This window comes from Pseudomonas sp. SYWMCR5 (assembly GCF_057197165.1).
In genome coordinates, this window is record NZ_JBXUNH010000003.1 from 356121 (window position 1) to 374075 (window position 17955).

The 17955-nt window shown below is 62.8% G+C and carries 16 protein-coding genes; 8 read left to right on the top strand and 8 right to left on the bottom strand.

The features are described from left to right. The first annotated feature begins 374 nt into the window (after positions 1-374). Positions 375-1481, top strand: coding sequence for a choline metabolism transcriptional regulator GbdR (gene gbdR / locus AC2CGW_RS12100; RefSeq protein WP_054891716.1), 1107 nt, complete (start codon positions 375-377; stop codon positions 1479-1481). A gap of 100 nt (positions 1482-1581) precedes the next feature. Here the strand turns inward: gbdR and AC2CGW_RS12105 are convergent, their stop codons facing one another. The 5 genes from AC2CGW_RS12105 to choX form a co-directional block, all read right to left on the bottom strand. Further along, entirely contained in the window at positions 1582-1839 is a 258-nt protein-coding gene (locus AC2CGW_RS12105; RefSeq protein ID WP_054891717.1) for a hypothetical protein, read from the bottom strand. Positions 1840-2204: 365 nt separating this feature from the next. Continuing rightward, entirely contained in the window at positions 2205-2681 is a 477-nt protein-coding gene (locus AC2CGW_RS12110) for a thioesterase family protein (protein WP_186710236.1), read from the bottom strand. A gap of 10 nt (positions 2682-2691) precedes the next feature. Next, on the bottom strand, positions 2692-3657 hold the full coding sequence (locus tag AC2CGW_RS12115; protein WP_484574083.1) for an L-carnitine dehydrogenase: 966 nt from the start codon (positions 3655-3657) through the stop codon (positions 2692-2694). A 135-nt stretch (positions 3658-3792) separates the two neighbouring features. After that, complete coding sequence (gene cdhC, locus AC2CGW_RS12120; RefSeq protein ID WP_186667460.1) at positions 3793-4677, bottom strand: 3-dehydrocarnitine:acetyl-CoA trimethylamine transferase CdhC; 885 nt, start codon at positions 4675-4677, stop codon at positions 3793-3795. A 127-nt stretch (positions 4678-4804) separates the two neighbouring features. Then, the gene (gene choX / locus AC2CGW_RS12125; RefSeq protein ID WP_186667461.1) at positions 4805-5749 is read right to left on the bottom strand and encodes a choline ABC transporter substrate-binding protein; all 945 of its coding nucleotides are present in this window, start codon (positions 5747-5749) and stop codon (positions 4805-4807) included. Positions 5750-5897: 148 nt separating this feature from the next. On the opposite strand from choX, the gene AC2CGW_RS12130 reads away from it, so the two are divergent. Then, the gene (locus tag AC2CGW_RS12130) at positions 5898-6842 is read left to right on the top strand and encodes a GlxA family transcriptional regulator (RefSeq protein WP_186667462.1); all 945 of its coding nucleotides are present in this window, start codon (positions 5898-5900) and stop codon (positions 6840-6842) included. A gap of 104 nt (positions 6843-6946) precedes the next feature. Here AC2CGW_RS12130 and AC2CGW_RS12135 read toward each other — a convergent pair whose 3' ends face one another. The 3 genes from AC2CGW_RS12135 to AC2CGW_RS12145 all read right to left on the bottom strand — a co-directional run bounded on the left by AC2CGW_RS12135 (position 6947) and on the right by AC2CGW_RS12145 (position 9742). Beyond that, entirely contained in the window at positions 6947-7198 is a 252-nt protein-coding gene (locus AC2CGW_RS12135; RefSeq protein ID WP_484574084.1) for a bacteriocin immunity protein, read from the bottom strand. A gap of 2 nt (positions 7199-7200) precedes the next feature. After that, positions 7201-8829, bottom strand: coding sequence for an S-type pyocin domain-containing protein (locus tag AC2CGW_RS12140; protein ID WP_484574085.1), 1629 nt, complete (start codon positions 8827-8829; stop codon positions 7201-7203). Positions 8830-9340: 511 nt separating this feature from the next. Continuing rightward, complete coding sequence (locus AC2CGW_RS12145; protein ID WP_054891723.1) at positions 9341-9742, bottom strand: lysozyme inhibitor LprI family protein; 402 nt, start codon at positions 9740-9742, stop codon at positions 9341-9343. A 275-nt stretch (positions 9743-10017) separates the two neighbouring features. On the opposite strand from AC2CGW_RS12145, the gene AC2CGW_RS12150 reads away from it, so the two are divergent. The 6 genes from AC2CGW_RS12150 (at position 10018) to etfB (ending at position 17822) form a co-directional block, all read left to right on the top strand. After that, the gene (locus tag AC2CGW_RS12150; RefSeq protein ID WP_186667463.1) at positions 10018-10995 is read left to right on the top strand and encodes a dipeptidase; all 978 of its coding nucleotides are present in this window, start codon (positions 10018-10020) and stop codon (positions 10993-10995) included. A 78-nt stretch (positions 10996-11073) separates the two neighbouring features. Next, on the top strand, positions 11074-11604 hold the full coding sequence (locus AC2CGW_RS12155; RefSeq protein WP_054891724.1) for a DUF5943 domain-containing protein: 531 nt from the start codon (positions 11074-11076) through the stop codon (positions 11602-11604). Between the two features lie 15 nt (positions 11605-11619). Next, positions 11620-13680, top strand: a complete 2061-nt coding sequence (dgcA, locus tag AC2CGW_RS12160) for a dimethylglycine demethylation protein DgcA (RefSeq protein ID WP_054891725.1) — start codon at positions 11620-11622, stop codon at positions 13678-13680. Positions 13681-13853: 173 nt separating this feature from the next. Beyond that, positions 13854-15809, top strand: a complete 1956-nt coding sequence (gene dgcB, locus AC2CGW_RS12165) for a dimethylglycine demethylation protein DgcB (protein WP_484574086.1) — start codon at positions 13854-13856, stop codon at positions 15807-15809. Continuing rightward, entirely contained in the window at positions 15809-17041 is a 1233-nt protein-coding gene (gene etfA / locus AC2CGW_RS12170; RefSeq protein ID WP_186711266.1) for an electron transfer flavoprotein subunit alpha, read from the top strand. Before dgcB ends, etfA begins: the two co-directional genes overlap by 1 nt. A gap of 10 nt (positions 17042-17051) precedes the next feature. Continuing rightward, entirely contained in the window at positions 17052-17822 is a 771-nt protein-coding gene (gene etfB / locus AC2CGW_RS12175) for an electron transfer flavoprotein subunit beta (protein ID WP_186711265.1), read from the top strand. The last annotated feature ends 133 nt before the right edge of the window (positions 17823-17955 follow it).

The window sequence follows — 17955 nt, forward strand, 5'->3', positions numbered from 1 at the left end:
TCCTGCGGCGGTTGTGCCGCATTATTGTGCAGCAGCCGGTTCCGACCGGCTGTCGGCTGTCGCTACCAGTGGTGTCATTGTCGGTGACACTTATGAATGTCGCTTCTGGGCAGCCTTCCCACAAGTGCTACCGAACTGCTCAGCCGTTACACGCAGAGGCGCTGGCACGCCTGTTTGCGATGATCGTCCAGCGCTCTCGGAAAAGCCCTACAACTCGCGCGGCAACGTCGTTTTTGGGTTTTTTTGGATAGCCGTTCAATTTCAGGCACGGCGATTGCGTTGAGATTGGCAAAGCCCCTGCATACGAATCAGGGCCATTACAAGAAACGGTGCCCGCCTGAGGCACACCCTGCATTGTGTGAGGAGAAACCGCGATGACGTCGTACACCTCCGGGAACCCAACCCAGAACCGCACAGCACCCCAGTCCATCGGCTTTCTCCTGCTGGACAACTTCACCCTGATTTCGCTCGCCTCGGCGGTCGAGCCGCTGCGCATGGCCAACCAGCTGTCGGGGCGCGAGCTGTACCGCTGGCATACGCTGACCGTCGATGGCGGCCAGGTCTGGGCCAGCGATGGCCTGCAGATCACCCCGGACGCGGCGATGCACAGCGCACCGCCGGTGGACACTGTGATCGTCTGCGGTGGCGTTGGCATCCAGCGCACCGTGACCCGTGAACATGTCACCTGGCTGCAGGCCCAGGCGCGTCAGTCGCGCAGGCTTGGTGCGGTGTGCACTGGCAGCTGGGCATTGGCCTGTGCCGGCCTGCTCGACGGCTTCGACTGCAGCGTGCACTGGGAGTGCCTGGCGGCGATGCAGGAAGCCTTCCCGCGGGTCAACATGAGCACCCGCCTGTTTACCCTCGACCGCAACCGCTTCACCAGCTCCGGTGGCACTGCGCCCCTGGACATGATGCTGCACCTGATCAGCCGCGATCATGGTCGTGAGCTGTCGGCAGCCATCTCCGAGATGTTCGTCTACGAGCGCATCCGCAATGAGCAGGACCACCAGCGCGTGCCGCTCAAGCACATGCTCGGCACCAACCAGCCGAAGCTGCAGGAAATCGTCGCGCTGATGGAGGCCAACCTCGAAGAGCCGATCGACCTGGACGAGTTGGCGGTGTACGTCAACGTGTCGCGGCGCCAGCTCGAGCGCCTGTTCCAGAAGTACCTGCACTGCTCGCCGTCGCGCTACTACCTCAAGCTGCGGCTGATCCGGGCACGGCAGCTGCTTAAGCAGACGCCGATGTCGATCATCGAGGTGGCGTCGGTGTGCGGGTTCGTGTCGACGCCGCACTTCTCCAAGTGCTACCGCGAGTACTTCGGTATTCCGCCGCGTGACGAGCGTGTGGGCTCCAATACCGCGCAGCAGGTGGCGATGATGCCGATTCCGCAGGCCATGGCGCTGTCACCGCACAGCGGGCCGATGGCGGCCCTGAGCCAGGCGCGCAACGAGTCGACCTTTGCCAGTGTGAGGCTTTGAGACTGCGCTGAATTCTTCGCGGGCAAGCCCGCTCCCACAGGACCTGTATCGGCCTTGTAGGAGCGGGCTTGCCCGCGAAGAATTCAGTAAAGATCCAGAATCAGGCGCGCTGACTGAACTGCGCCAACGCCGGCAACAGCTGCTTGTCGATCGCCTGACGTACCGCCGGGAGGATGGTCGCGCTGCCGGTGTACATCTGCTCCACCATTCCCTTCAACGCCCGGGCATTGGGCTCGGTCAGCCCGCGCACCACTACTTCGCAGGCCTGCTCGGCGCTGGCCCCGGCCGGAATGTCGAAGCCGCGTGCGCGCAGGTGGCCCAGCAGGTCGTCCTGGTCGATCAAATCCGCATGCATCATGGTTGTAGTCCTTGTCTGGTGCCGTGATTTACGACTGATTCTGTGACCAGTACGACAACCTCGCAAGGGTAGAACGTCGCGATGGCCGCTTTGGCTAAGAACAGGTCGTTCCCGGCTAAATCAGGCAGAAGGGAAGTGAGCACACTGGAGTCATTCACGGCACCGAGGGTTTGGTCACCCTCACTTCACGCACAGTGGATGTTGCTCGCTCTCAGCCCCGGACGCTCACGGCTTCCGGGGTTTTTTTCGGGGGGGCACTTCATTCTGTGGGAGCGGGCTTGCCCGCGAAAAAGACACCGCGCTGCCTGGCACGGGCTAAGCCCGTGTTCGCGGGCAAGCCCGCTCCTACAAGGACCTGGGCGGGCTCAGGATCGTGCGGGCAAACCGATCACCCGGCCCACGAACTCGGCGGGTGCCTGGTCTTGCTGCTCATCCACCAGCCCTTGCAGCAACGCGGCACTGCGCTCGCTGAATGGCGCCGACTTCGGCCCTGCCAGGTCCACGTGCAGCAGCATCTGCTCGCTGGCCGACAGGGCTTCGTCGAAGCCTGCACGGTGCAGCGTGTGGTACAGGTGCAGGCGCTTCTTGTCGAAGCCGATGATCTGCGTCTGCACCCAGACTTCGGTGCCGAGCTTCACCTCGTGCAGGTAGTTGATGTGCGCCTCCAGGGTGAACAGCGAGTTGCCGCTCTGGCCACGGCTATCGGCGTCCAGGCCGATGCGCTCCATCAGCGCATCGGTGGCATAGCTGAAGATCAGCAGGTAGAAGGCATCGCGCAGGTGCCCGTTGTAATCGACCCAGTCCTGTTGAACCGGGGTGCGGTAGGTGATCAGGGCGGGCATCGCAGTCTCCTCAGTCGCCAAAGGCCATGCCGTGCTTGGCCTTGCTGTTCTTCACAGCGTCCAGCACCGCCAGCAGGGTATCGTCACGATAGCGCTCCAGCGCCGCGATGCTGCGTTCGCCCAGTTGCTCGGAGGTGCCGTCGACCACGTCGTCGATCAGCTTGTCGGTCAGCTCTGGTGCTGGCAGGTAGGTCCAGGGCAGCTTCAGTGCCGGGCCGAACTGCGACATGAAGTGACGCATACCGGCATCGCCACCGGCCAGGGTGTAGGTGAGGAAGGTGCCCATGAACGACCAGCGCAGACCCGCGCCAAAGCGAATCGCATCGTCGATCTCGCCCGTGCTGGCAACCCCGTCGTTGACCAGGTGCAGGGCCTCGCGCCACAACGCTTCGAGCAGGCGGTCGGCGATGAAGCCCGGGACCTCCTTGCGCACATGCAGCGGACGCATGCCCAGCGCGGTGTAGATGGTCTTTGCGGCTTCGATGGCTTCAGGCGCGGTGTGCTTGCCGCCGACGATCTCCACCAGCGGCAGCAGGTACACCGGGTTGAATGGGTGGCCGACCACGCAGCGCTCGGGGTGGGTGGCCGACTCGTAGAATTCGCTGGGCAGCAGGCCCGAGGTGCTGGAGCCGATGATCGCATCGGGCTTGGCCGCGGCGCTGATCTTGGCGTGCAGGTCGAGCTTGAGGTCCAGGCGCTCGGGGGCGCTTTCCTGGATGAAATCGGCGTCGCGCACGCACTCTTCGATGGTGGCGACGAACTTCAGCCGCGCTTGTGCGGCGCCGGGTGCCAGGCCTTGTTTTTCCAGGGCTGGCCAGGCGTTGGCGATGCGTTTGCGCAGGGCCTGTTCGGCGCCGGGCGCCGGGTCCCAGGTGATCACGTCCAGGCCATGGGCCAGGGCGCGAGCGACCCAGCCGCTGCCGATGACGCCGCTACCGAGTGCGGCGAAGGTCTTGATGTGGGTGATGAAAGGCATATCAGTCTCTCTATGTTCTGGAGGTTGGCGCGGGCCTTGTAGGAGCGGGCTTGCCCGCGAACACCGGCGAAGCCGGTGCCATGCACCGCGCCGTATTTTTCGCGGGCAAGCCCGCTCCTACAGGGGGCAGTGCGATCAGCGACGCTTGAGATTCATTTTTTCGCGGCCTTCGGCCGGGGTCAGCACGCGGCCACCGAGGCGCGAGATGATCTCCACCGCGCGTTCGACCAGTTGACCGTTGCTGGCCAGCACGCCACGGTCGAGGTAGAGGTTGTCTTCCAGGCCCACGCGTACGTTGCCGCCGAGCAGCACCGCCTGTGCGGCCATCGGCATCTGCATGCGGCCGATACCGAAGCCTGCCCAGGTGACGTTGGCCGGCAGGTTGTCGACCATGGCCTTCATGGTGGTGGTGTCGGCCGGCGCCCCCCATGGGATGCCCAGGCACAGCTGGAACAGCGGATCGTCGAGCAGGCCTTCCTTGATCATCTGCTTGGCGAACCACAGATGGCCGGTGTCGAAGATCTCCAGCTCCGCCTTCACGCCCAGCTCGGTGATGCGTTTGGCGCCAGCGCGCAGTTGCGCCGGGGTGGAGACATAGATCGAGTTGCCGTCGCCAAAGTTGAGGGTGCCGCAGTCCAGGGTGCAGATCTCGGGCAGCAGTGCCTCGACGTGGGCCAGACGCTCCAGCGGGCCAATCAGGTCGGTGCCGGCGCCGAAGTCCATCGGTGCCTCGCCCGGGCCGATCTCGAGGTCGCCACCCATGCCGGCGGTCAGGTTGACGATCACGTCCACGTCGGATTCGCGGATGCGTTCCATCACTTCGCGGTACAGCGCGACGTCGCGGCTGAAGCGGCCGGTCTGCGGGTCACGGACGTGGCAGTGGACCACGGTGGCGCCGGCCTTGGCGGCCTCGACGGCGGCTTCGGCGATCTGCTTGGGGGTGACCGGGACCAGGTGGCTCTTGGCAACAGTGTCGCCGGCTCCGGTCAGGGCACAGGTGATGATGACGTCGTGGTTCATGGGGTAAATCCTTCAGGCGTGTCTGTTCTGTGAGTTCGGTGTTGGGCTTTTCGCGGGCAAGCCCGCTCCTACAGCTCATGGCATGCGCATAACCTGTAGGAGCGGGCTTGCCCGCGAAGAGGCCGGGTCAGTTGGCGGTGAGCTTGAGGTTGTCAGCCGCCGGCTTGCCGTCGAAGGTGGTCACGCCTTCAAGCCAGCGGGCCTTGTCTTGTGGGTGGTCCTTGAGCCACTGGCGTGCCGATTCCAGCGGGTCCTTGTGGTCGAGCAGCGGCTGCATCATGCGGCTCTCGTCCTCGGCGCTGAATTTCAGGTTGGCCAGCAGGCGGTTGGCGTTGGGGCAGCGTTCGGCGTAGTCGGGCGCGGTCACGGTCCAGACCGTGGCACGGCCTTCGTCCGGGCCCAGGGCGTCCTGGCTGTCACCCAGGTAGACCATGTCGATGTTCACGTTCATCGGGTGCGGCGCCCAGCCGAAGAACACCACGGCCTCCTTGCGGCGCACGGCGCGATCGACGGCGGCGAGCATGCCGGCCTCGCTCGACTCGACCAGCTGGAACTTGCCCAGGTCGAACTTGTTGCTGGCGATCATCGCCTTGATCTGGGTGTTGGCGCCCGAGCCGGGCTCGATGCCGTAGATCTTGCCGCCCAACTCCTTCTCGAACTTGTGGATGTCGGCAAAGCTCTTCAGGCCCTTGTCGGCCAGGTACTTGGGTACTGCGAGCGTGGCGCGGGCGTCTTCCAGGCTGGGTTTGTCGAGCACCTTGACCTGCTTGGCATCGACGAACGGGGTGATGGTCTGGGTCATGATCGGGTTCCAGTACCCGAGGAACATGTCCAGGCGCTTGTCGCGGATGCCCGCGAAGATGATCTGTTGCGAGGCGCTGGTCTGTTTGGTCTGGTAGCCCAGGCCGTCGAGCAGGACCTGGGCCATGGCGCTGGTGGCGATGACGTCGGTCCAGTTGACCACACCGAGGCGCACGTTCTTGCAGGCGGCGGGCTCGGCGGCGAAAAGCGGGGTGACCACGGTGGTGCTGAGAGCGAGGGACAACAGGCTGCGGCGGATAAAGCGATGCATGGTGGCTCTCCATCGGCAGTGCGTATTGTTATGGGATCCGGCCTCTGCGGGCCGTGGGAAAAAAGTTACGCCCATGGCACAGTGGGCAATCGCACGCTGGCGACCAAGAGTTGCACTGCAGCGACCACCCACTTCCCAGGAGTCAGCGATGCCGGAAACGATCCAGTTTCTCCTCTTGCCGGGATTTTCTGCGTTGGGCTTCATCAGTGCGGTGGAGCCCTTGCGGGTGGCCAATCGCTTTCGCGGAGCGCTGTATCGCTGGCAGGTGCTGAGCCTGGACGGCGGCCCGGTGCAGGCCAGCAACGGCATGTCGGTCAATGCCGACCAATCGCTGTCTGACAGCGAGCGGGGAGGGATGCTGCTGGTTGTCGCCGGCTTCGAGCCGCTGGCCTGCTATGGCCCTGTGCTGCAACAGGCGCTGCGGCGCGTCGAGCATGACGGCGGCACGCTCGGCGGCATCGATACCGGTGCGCTGGTGCTGGCCGAAGCGGGCCTGCTCGACGGCTATCGCGCGACCTTGCACTGGGAGGCGCTGGAGGCGTTCAAGGAGCGCTATCCGCGCCTGCAGGCGACTCAGGAGCTGTTCGAGATCGACCGGCGGCGGATCACCTGCGCGGGAGGGACGGCGTCCATCGATCTGATGCTCGACCTGATCGCCCAGGCCCACGGCAGCGAGCTGGCGATCCAGGTGTCGGAGCAGTTCGTGGTCAGCCGTATTCGTCCGCGCCAGGACCACCAGCGCATGGAGATCGCCACGCGCTACGGCATTCGCAACAAGAAGCTGGTGAAGGTGATCGGCGAGATGGAGCGCAATACCGAGCAACCGCTCAACACCCAGGTGCTGGCCGATGCCGTGCAGGTGACCCGCCGTCAGTTGGAGCGCCTGTTTCGCCTGCACCTGGACGACACGCCCAGCGGCTTCTACCTGCGGCTGAGGCTGGACAAGGCCCGACAACTGCTGCGCCAGACCGATATGAGCGTGCTCGAAGTGGGTGTGGCGTGCGGGTTCGAGTCGGCGTCGTATTTCACCCGCTGTTATCGGGCGCGGTTCGAACGCTGTCCGCGGGAGGACAGGTTGGCCAGGGCGGTGTGACTGATGCCATCAGTGATATTGAAGCATCAGTCTCCGCCCTTTTTACGAAACCCCTGATCAATTTTCTTCTGAGCAGTGGTCAATCGATTAGGGTGTTTTATGCATTAATCCTGAGCAAACCCTGGCTTGCCGTTTGCAGCCCGCCAGGCCTTAACTTCGGCCACAATGTGCTCCGGGCTATCTTTCCCATCTTCAGGATAAAAAAGTAAATCTGAACCAGCAGGATGTTCTGAAAGCCGTTCGAACTCGTACACAGCGCTGCGATGCTGTTCGTCGGACGAATAGTCAACGGCGTATATTTTTCTTACAAATTCCAAAAAGTGTTTTTCTGTTATTTCGCTAATGAGTTTGTTCATATTTATTCCCCTTTATGGATTTCTATATGGCGGCTGGGGGTCGTTAGGAAAATATTCTCAACGTTGTAAACCTCTCCACCTCTCGAAATCGAGATTTTATGATGCAATTCAATTACACCGCGTCCTCCCACTCGGTCTCTTTTAGGTACAAAAGGGGCCAGCCCTTGTCTCATCCTGGAAACGTTTACAGTACTGAATTGTTTTGAAAGCATTTCGTCACTACCCACGGCCTTCCATAGGGCTTCCCTCATGGCTCTCCAGTTTGCGAAATGCCTGCCTCGCAGTGAGTCGGCTATTTGCATGGGAATCGGTGCACCTTCACCTATAGATGCGCCTTTGGACCAGTTTTCGTCAACCTGAGGGCCCTGCCCGCTCGCCACACCGGGGTCTTCCCGCCGATCCCTGAACATCGTATAGATCGGTGGCAAGCCTGAGTCTGCAGGAAAAACAATGATGTAGTCATCAAGGCTTGCGTCAGCGACTCCCGGATAGCTGTCGATCCTGATCTCGATGGGCATCAGTTCAGCGCCGGTATAGACCGTCGGTGGAGAGAGATCATTGGGCAGACTGGTTGAGGGGTCACCAGGATTGACGATGGGGGTCCATGTCATGGTGCGCGGTGGCGAGTCTGTTGTGACCGCGATGTAAATATTTCGCTGGGTATCATATGACGCGGAAAGCACGCGTACTTTTGATGGGATGGCGTTGCTGTCTGTTTTTACGACAAATATCTCTGAGTAACCTTCAGCACCGGTGCGCGAGCTGAAACGGTAGGGTATTTCAGCCTCGCTGGTCGTGGCGTCAACGGGCGGCAGCGACGTATTCGCCTCGGGGATGAGATCTGATAATGGAGTCTGCAAGCTATAGCGTTCTGGCAATTCGCCATTGCCCAGTTTGGGAGAATAAAGCAGGGCCGAAACACCGACGGTAAAACCGGATGCTACCGTGGCTGCGTAACCTCCCAGCGCACCGATTGCTGCGCTGATGACAGAGCGCAAAGCAAATGTTGCAGTGTTGCTTGCTACAGCACCTGCGGCTGTCAGCACCACAGCTTGAATGGAAGCCGTGGCGCCAGAGGTAGAATAGGTGTTGGCGAGTAGTGCAGCAGCTTCGGCGGCAGTACGTTCGGCTTCGGCCTTCGCAACAGCTTCGGCGGCGATACGTTCGGCTTCGGCCTTCGCGGCTAATGCGACCGCGCGTCGTTTAGATTCTCGTGTTTGAACTCGAGCCCGCACCTGCTCGGTAGTAGATCCCTTCAATTGTTCCGAGAGGTAATATAGCTGCAGGGCGGAGAAGTCCCGGGCCCTGGCATAGACGTAACTCTGAGTTATTCGCTGAACGAAAAGATCAGGGTTGTCGCCGACGCTTCCATATCTTTGCTCATAGCTCGACATCACAGCTTCAGTAGATCTCCAGGATGGATTAAACCCGAGTAGCTGCTGGACCTGGGCGTCTAGAGCGGGTAGTGCGTCGTTTTTTTGTATTACCAAGTCCTCCATTGCGTATATTTGGGCGTTGTCGTCCCCTGCATACCTGTTGGCGACCAGTGTTGCGACTTCGTCAGTTGTCGCAGGGACAATACTGTCTAATTGAAATTTTTCAGTGCTTTCTTTCTTGATGGCGTCCAGCAACTGAGAGGGAGTTGGTAGTGGGGGCGGAGGTGGGGGTGTTGAAGGTGATGTTATTACAGGAAACATACCGGGGTCGTGCGGTCCGCCAGAGGGGTATGGCCAGTGCGGTAGTCCGAATGGATAAAGTGAGGGAAGTACTACGGGGATTGTAATCGTGGGGTAGACATATTGGGTGGGTAAAATAATTACGCCTTGCATGTGATGCTCCAGGCCATAAGCAGCAACAAGCTGCGGAGTCATGAAGCGTCAACATTTGGCTAACGATAAAGAATGGTGTTTTTTTTCCTGGTGGCCTACTTTTTCACCGTTGTCTTTCAAAGCTCGATGATTCGATTCGGAAAGCCGACGAATATGAGCGTACAACAAGTTGAGGGCCTTGATATTTTTCTATTTATACAACTGACGATAGGGGCGCTGACCCCATAGGGCGTCCCTGCCCCTGAGCGGTGCGTATCCCCGGTGGTGTGCCAATTTGCTGCCGTGGCAAGCCGGTGAAGATTTCACTACAGAATCACTGCTGCCCCACCGACTGCAGATACTCCGACCGCTCATCGCTGCGCTGCGCCACGCAGGTATTCCACGCCGCTTCAAAGGCCTTGCTGCCGGGTTTCTCGGCATAGGTCTCGACCTTGCAGTCGGCATCGCGCAACTGGGTCCAGAGCTTCTCGGCCGCCTCCATGCGTCCGCTGAGCGCAACGGCCTTGTCGTTTTCGTCCGCGTACTGGTCACGGATGCGCTGGATCAGGTCGTCATAGGCGGCCTTCAGTTCGCGTTCGGCGGTCTGCTTGTTGTACGCCGCGCACGCATAGGTCTGCTGGTCGGTCTCGACGTTGTCGCAGGGCGTGCTTTCTTCTTCGGCGGCCTGGGCGCCCAGCGCCACGAACAGCAGTACCAGCCATGCCTTTGATTTCATCCGTTTTCTCCTGAACAGGCTGACGAATCGTCGAGATTCTCGCTCAGCCTAGAGCCGGGTGGTAGAGGGCAAAGAAAATGTTCATGAACGGTTCTTGTCGAGACTCGCTCTCATTGCCCAGCAGCGCGCCAGAGCTTGCCATGTCGCTCATTGACGCTTTCGGCAAACCCCCTGTCGTTTTTGCATCGGGGCGACACAGGCCGCAGGCATATGCTGGCCCCAAAGCGCCGGCACACGATTCGGCGTCGCCCAACTCGACAAAAGGGGACAGCCTGATGAGCCCAGCCGAATTACACGCCGACAGCATCGTCATCGATGGCCTGATCATCGCCAAGTGGAACCGCGAGCTGTTCGAAGACATGCGCAAAGGCGGCCTGACCGCAGCCAACTGCACCGTGTCGGTCTGGGAAGGGTTCAAGGCCACGGTCGACCAGATCGCCGCCAGCCAGAAACTGATCCGCGACAACAGCGACCTGGTGATGCCGGTGCGCACCACAGCCGACATCCGCAAGGCCAAGGAGCTGGGCAAGACCGGTATCCTCTTCGGCTTCCAGAACGCCCATGCGTTCGAAGACCAGATCGCCTACGTGGACGTGTTCAAGCAGCTGGGCGTGGGCATCGTGCAGATGTGCTACAACACCCAGAACCTGGTCGGCACCGGTTGCTACGAGCGTGACGGCGGCCTGTCGGGCTTCGGCCGCGAGATCGTCGCCGAGATGAACCGTGTCGGCATCATGTGCGACCTCTCGCACGTGGGCTCCAAGACTTCCGAGGAAGTCATCCTCGAATCGAAAAAGCCGGTCTGCTATTCCCACTGCCTGCCGTCGGGCCTGAAAGAGCACCCGCGCAACAAGTCCGATGCCGAGCTGAAGTTCATCGCCGACCACGGCGGCTTCGTCGGCGTGACCATGTTCGCGCCGTTCCTGGCCAAGGGCATCGACTCGACCATCGACGACTACGCCGAGGCCATCGAGTACACCATGAACATCGTCGGTGAAGACGCCATCGGTATCGGCACCGACTTCACCCAGGGCCATGGCCAGGAATTCTTCGAGTACCTGACCCACGACAAGGGCTACGCCCGTCGCCTGACCAACTTCGGCAAGATCATCAACCCGCTGGGCATCCGCACCGTGGGCGAATTCCCCAACCTCACCGAGACCCTGCTCAAGCGCGGCCATTCCGAACGCGTGGTGCGCAAGATCATGGGCGAGAACTGGGTGAACGTTCTCAAGGATGTGTGGGGCGAATAAAGCCGCACTCCGAGCCTGAAAGCCCTTGCCAGCAACGCCGGGGCATCCAAACAAAAAATTTTATGGAGTTGAGTTTCCATGGCCAAGATCGCCCCGCAATTGCCAATCGAAGTCGACAGCGAGACCGGTGTCTGGACCTCCGATGCCCTGCCGATGCTGTATGTACCGCGGCATTTCTTCGTCAACAACCACATTGGCATCGAGGAAGTGCTGGGCGCCGACGCCTATGCCGAGATCCTCTACAAGGCGGGTTACAAGTCCGCCTGGCACTGGTGCGAAAAAGAAGCCGAGTGCCATGGCCTGGAAGGCGTGGCAGTGTTCGAGCACTACATGAAGCGCCTGAGCCAGCGTGGCTGGGGCCTGTTCGAGATCCAGGACATCGACCTCGACAAAGGCACGTGCAGCGTCAAGCTCAAGCACTCGGCGTTCGTCTACGTGTATGGCAAATGCGGCCGCAAGGTCGACTACATGTTCACCGGCTGGTTCGCCGGTGCCATGGACCAGATCCTCGCTGCCCGTGGCAGCTCGATCCGCACTGTGGCGGAGCAGGTCTATGGCGGTTCTGAAGAAGGCCACGAAGATGGCCTGTTCGTTACAAAGCCGTTGTAAGCCGGAGAGAGCGTCATGGCATTCGAAGCAATGTTCCAGCCGATCCAGATCGGCAAGCTGACCATCCGCAACCGCGTGCTCAGCACCGCGCACGCCGAGGTCTACGCCACCGATGGCGGCATGACCACCGAGCGCTACGTGAAGTATTACGAAGAGAAGGCCAAGGGCGGCATCGGCCTGGCCATCTGTGGCGGCTCGTCGGTGGTTGCCATCGACAGCCCGCAGCAATGGTGGGCCTCGGTGAACCTGTCCACCGACCGCATCATCCCGCACTTCCAGAACCTCGCCGACGCCATGCACAAGCATGGCGCCAAGATCATGATCCAGATTACCCACATGGGCCGTCGCTCGCGCTGGGACGGTTTCCACTGGCCGACCCTGATGTCGCCGTCCGGCATCCGCGAGCCGGTGCACCGCGCCACCTGCAAGACCATCGAGGTGGAGGAGATCTGGCGGGTGATCGGCAATTACGCCCAGGCCGCGCGCCGGGCGAAGGAAGGCGGACTGGACGGCGTGGAGCTGTCGGCGGTGCACCAGCACATGATCGACCAGTTCTGGAGCCCTCGGGTCAACAAGCGTACCGACGAATGGGGCGGCAGCTTCGAAGGCCGCATGAAGTTCGGCCTGGAAGTACTCAAGGCGGTACGCGCCGAGGTCGGCGACGACTTCTGCGTGGGCATGCGCATCTGCGGTGACGAATTCCACCCCGATGGCCTGAGCCACGAGGACATGAAGCAGATCGCCGCCTACTACGACGCCACCGGCATGATCGATTTCATCGGCGTGGTCGGCTCGGGTTGCGACACCCACAACACCCTGGCCAACGTCATTCCCAACATGAGCTACCCGCCGGAGCCGTTCCTGCACCTGGCGGCCGGCATCAAGGAAGTGGTCAAGGTCCCGGTGCTGCACGCGCAGAACATCAAGGACCCGAACCAGGCCACGCGCATTCTCGAAGGCGGCTATGTCGACATGGTCGGCATGACCCGTGCGCACATGGCCGACCCGCACCTGATCGCCAAGATCAAGATGGGCCAGATCGACCAGATCAAGCAGTGCGTCGGTGCCAACTACTGCATCGACCGTCAGTACCAGGGCCTGGACGTGCTGTGCATCCAGAACGCCGCGACGTCCCGTGAGTACATGGGCGTGCCGCACATCATCGAGAAGTCCACCGGGCCGAAACGCAAGGTGGTGGTGGTCGGCGCCGGCCCGGCCGGCATGGAGGCCGCACGGGTGGCCGCCGAGCGTGGCCATGACGTCACCGTGTTCGAAAAGAAGGAGCAGATCGGCGGGCAGATCACCATCGCCGCCAAGGCACCGCAGCGCGACCAGATCGCCGGCATCACCCGCTGGTACCAACTCGAGTTCGCGCGCCTGAAGGTCGACCTGCGCCTGGGCACGGCGGCAGACATCGCGACCATCCAGGACCTGCGCCCGGACATCATCGTGCTGGCGGTGGGCGGTCATCCGTTCATCGAGCAGAACGAGCACTGGGGCGCCGCCGAAGGGCTGGTGGTCAGTAGCTGGGACGTGCTCGACGGCAAGGTCGCACCGGGCAAGAACGTGCTGGTGTACGACACCATCTGCGAATTCACCGGCATGTCCACCGCTGATTTCATCGCCGACAAGGGCAGCCAGGTCGAGATCGTCACCGACGACATCAAGCCGGGCGTGGCCATGGGCGGCACGACCTTCCCGACCTACTACCGCAGCATCTACCCCAAGGAAGTGATCATGACCGGGGACATGATGCTGGAGAAGGTCTACCGCGAGGGCGACAAGCTGGTGGCGGTGCTCGAGAACGAATACACCGGGGCCAAGGAAGAGCGTGTGGTCGACCAGGTGGTGATCGAGAACGGCGTGCGCCCGGACGAGGAGCTGTACTACGGGCTCAAGGAGGGTTCGCGCAACAAGGGCCAAATCGACATCGACGCTCTGTTCGCGATCCAGCCGCAGCCGATCCTCAGCCAGCCGGGCGAGGGCTACCTGCTGTACCGCATCGGCGACTGCGTGGCCCAGCGCAACGTGCATGCGGCGATCTATGACGCCTTGCGGTTGTGCAAGGATTTCTGATCGATCTGTCGGCACACACCGGCCCCCGTGGGAGCGGGCTTGCCCGCGAAAGCGTCAGCACCAACAACAGGGGTGTCTGACCTGGCGCATTCGCGGGCAAGCCCGCTCCCACAGGGCCGGTGCAGGATTCCAGGGGCCTGAACCCCTTGCAACCGCTGTTGTGGGAGCCTCCCATGTTGAACACCCTTCTACCCATCCTGCTGTTCGCCGCACTCGCCCTGGCGGTGCTCGGCGCCCTGCGCCGGGTGCGCATGTGGCGGCGCGGGCGGCCGAGCAAGGTCGACCTGCTCGGCGGCCTGCTGGCCATGCCGCGGCGCTACCTGGTCGATCTGCACCATGTGGTCGAGCGCGACAAGTACATGTCCAAGACTCACGTGGCCACTGCAGGTGGCTTCGTCCTGTCGGCGCTGTTGGCGATCCTGGTGCATGGCTTCGGCCTGCAGAGCAAGATCCTTGGCTACGCGCTGCTGGTTGCTACGGTGATCATGTTCAGCGGCGCGATCTTCGTCTTCAAGCGTCGTCTGAATCCGCCTTCGCGCCTGTCCAAGGGCCCGTGGATGCGCCTGCCGAAAAGCCTGCTGGTATTCGCCGCGAGCTTCTTCATCGCCACCCTGCCGGTGGCGGGCATCCTGCCGGCCAATACCGGCGGCTGGGTGATGGTCGGCATTCTTGGCCTCGGTGTGCTGTGGGGTGTGTCGGAGCTGTTCTTCGGCATGACCTGGGGCGGGCCGATGAAGCACGCCTTCGCCGGTGCCCTGCACCTGGCCTGGCACCGCCGTGCCGAGCGTTTCGGCGGCGGTCGCTCCACTGGCCTCAAGCCGCTCGACCTGGAAGACCCGAACGCGCCGCTGGGTGTGGAAAAACCAGTCGATTTCACCTGGAACCAGCTGTTGGGCTTCGACGCCTGCGTGCAGTGCGGCAAGTGCGAGGCGATGTGCCCGGCATTCGCCGCCGGCCAGCCGCTGAACCCGAAAAAGCTCATCCAGGACATGGTCATCGGCCTGGCCGGTGGCACCGATGCGACCTTTGCCGGCAGCCCTTACCCCGGTAAACCGGTTGGTCAGCATGGCGGTCATCCGCACCAGCCGATCGTCAACGGCCTGGTCGATGCCGAGACGCTGTGGTCGTGCACCACCTGCCGCGCTTGCGTGGAGGAGTGCCCGATGATGATCGAGCACGTCGATGCCATCGTCGACATGCGCCGCCACCTCACGCTGGAAAAGGGCGCGACGCCGAACAAGGGCGCCGAGGTGCTCGACAACCTGATCGCCACCGACAACCCCGGCGGCTTCAACCCCGGTGGGCGGATGAACTGGGCCGCCGACCTGAACCTGAAACTGCTGTCGGACGTGAAGAGCACCGAGGTGTTGTTCTGGGTCGGCGACGGCGCCTTCGACATGCGCAACCAGCGCACCCTGCGTGCCTTCGTCAAGGTGCTCAAGGCCTCGGGTGTGGACTTCGCCGTGCTCGGCCTGGAAGAACGCGACAGCGGTGATGTGGCCCGTCGCCTGGGCGATGAAGCGACCTTCCAGCACCTGGCCAGGCGCAACATCCAGACCCTGGGCCAATACCGCTTCCAGCGCATCGTCACCTGCGATCCGCACAGCTTCCATGTGCTGAAGAACGAATACGGCGCCCTGGGCGGCGAGTACCAGGTGCAGCACCACAGCACCTACATCGCCGAACTGATCGCCGCCAACAAGCTCAACCTCGGCCAGCACAAGGGCGGTAGCGTGACCTACCACGACCCGTGCTACCTGGGGCGCTACAACGGCGAGTACCAGGCCCCGCGCGACGTGCTCAAGGCCTTGGGCATCGAGGTGCGCGAGATGCAGCGCTCGGGCTTCCGTTCGCGTTGCTGTGGCGGTGGCGGCGGTGCGCCGATCACCGACATCCCGGGCAAGCAGCGTATCCCCGACATGCGCATGGACGATATCCGCGAGACCGAGGCCGAACTGGTGGCGGTAGGTTGTCCACAGTGCACGGCGATGCTTGAGGGTGTGGTCGAGCCGCGCCCACAGATCAAGGACCTGGCCGAGTTGGTCGCCGATTTGCTGATCGAAGACGAGACGCCCGCCGCTGCGAGCAAATCGAACCTGGTAGAACGTGAACCTGCGGAGGTGCACTGATGAGCGACATCATCCGCCGCGATCCTCGCGCCGAGTGGATTGCCCGTAACCGCCTGCACCCGCTGCACGCGGCGATGCAGACGCAACAGGCCCGCTGGATGGGCCCCAACGGGCTGATTCGCAAGAACCCCCACGCCATCGCTGCCGGCTTCATCGGCCCCAGCGGCCTCAAGCGTATCGACCGCAGCGGTGCCCAGCAGGGCACGGCGATCGGCGGTCGGCGCACGGCAGCCGCCGAGGTGCAATTGCCCTTGCATCAGGTGGCGGATCCGGCGTTCTACATCGCCGTGGTGCCCGACATGGTCGGTGGCCGCCTCGGCAGCCACGACCGCGACCTGCTCGGCCTTGCCCGCAGCCTTGCCGGCAGTGAGGGGGCAGTGCTTGCGGTCGTCTTTGGCGAACACAAGGAAAGCCACTTTTCCACAGCCGGTGTCGATCGCCTGCTGGTCATCGATGGCGAAGCATTCGAAGGCTATGTGCCCGAGCAGCTTGTCCAGGGCTTGCGGGCTGTGGATAACCAGTTTGCGCCGCAGCACTGGTTGCTGCCTGACAGCCGCACTGGTGGCGGCGAACTGGGGCGGCGCCTGGGGGCAGCGCTCGGCGAGCGCCCGGCCACGCGGGTCTGGCAGATCAAGGACGGCCAGTGCATCGGCCGTGCCGGCGCCGGCCAGCAGGACCTGCAGCGCGGCCTGCCGCGCCTGATACTGGCCGCCGCCGAATGCGCCGAGCCGGTCAGCGAAACCCGTCACGAAGCGCTGCCGGTCACGTTGTCCACAGGCGTGGCGCGCAGCCTGTCGCGCATCGAAGACCTCGGATCGGTGGCGGTAGACCCGGCGGCCATCGCCATGGCCGAAGCCGAATTCATTGTCTCCGGCGGCAACGGTGTGAAGGACTGGGCACTTTTCCACAGGGCAACTGCGGCCCTGGGGGCAACCGAGGGCGCCTCGCGGGTCGCCGTGGACGACGGCTTCATGCCGCGCAACCGCCAGGTCGGTGCCACCGGTACCTGGGTCACGGCGCGGGTCTACGTGGCGGTGGGGATCTCCGGGGCCATCCAGCACCTGCAAGGTATCGGTGCCTGCGACAAGGTGGTGGCGATCAACATGGATCCCGGCTGCGACATGATCAAACGGGCCGACCTGTCGGTGATTGGCGACAGCGCGGCGATTCTCCAGGCACTGATCGAGGCTGTGGACAACTACCGCAGCGGCGCTCGGCGCGACGCGGCATAAGGGCACGAGCATGAGTACGAAAGTCATCAGCCTGGTTTCCATCGGCGCTCACCCCAGCTCTGGTCGCGCTCGCCGCGCCGAGCAGGATGCACGCGCTGTCGAATTGGGCTTGCAGCTGGCTGGGGATAACTTGCAGGTGGTACATGCCGGCGACCCGCGCGAAGAGGCCCTGCGCGGCTACCTGGGCATGGGCCTGGAGCATCTGGATGTGCTCGAGCAGCCTGCGGGGGCCGATGTGCTGGGGGTGCTGGGGGATTACCTGCGCGACGCTGGTGCTCAACTGGTGCTGACCGGCAGCCAGGCCGAGACGGGTGAAGGCTCGGGCATGCTGCCGTTTCTGCTGGCCGAGAGGCTGGGCTGGCCGTTGGTGGTGGGCCTGGCTGAGGTGGAGTCGATCGAGAATGGCACCGCCCAGGTGCTGCAGGCCTTGCCGCGCGGTCAACGACGCCGGTTGAAGGTACGCCTGCCGTTGCTGGCGACTGTGGATAACGCCGCGCCCAAGCCGCGCCAGAGCGCCTTTGGCCCTGCGCGGCGGGGTGTGCTGGCGGCGCGTAACGTGGCGGTGGTGGACGATGAACTGCTCGAAGGCGACGCCTTGCAGCCTGCCCGCCCGCGGCCCAAGCGGCTCAAGGTGATCAAGGCCAAGAGCGGCGCCGATCGGATGAAGGCAGCCACGGCCAAGGCCAGTGGCGGTGGCGGCAAGGTGCTCAAGGATGTTTCCCCGCAGGAGGGTGCCGAAGCGATCCTCAAGTTGCTGGTGGAGGAAGGCGTGTTGCGCTGACTGGTTGGGGCTGTTGTAGGAGCGGGCTTGCCCGCGAAAAGAACACCGCGCTGCCTGGCACGGGCTACGCTCGTGTTCGCGGGACAAGCCCGCTCCCACAGAGAGTTGCCCACCAAATCTGTTCGCGACCCTG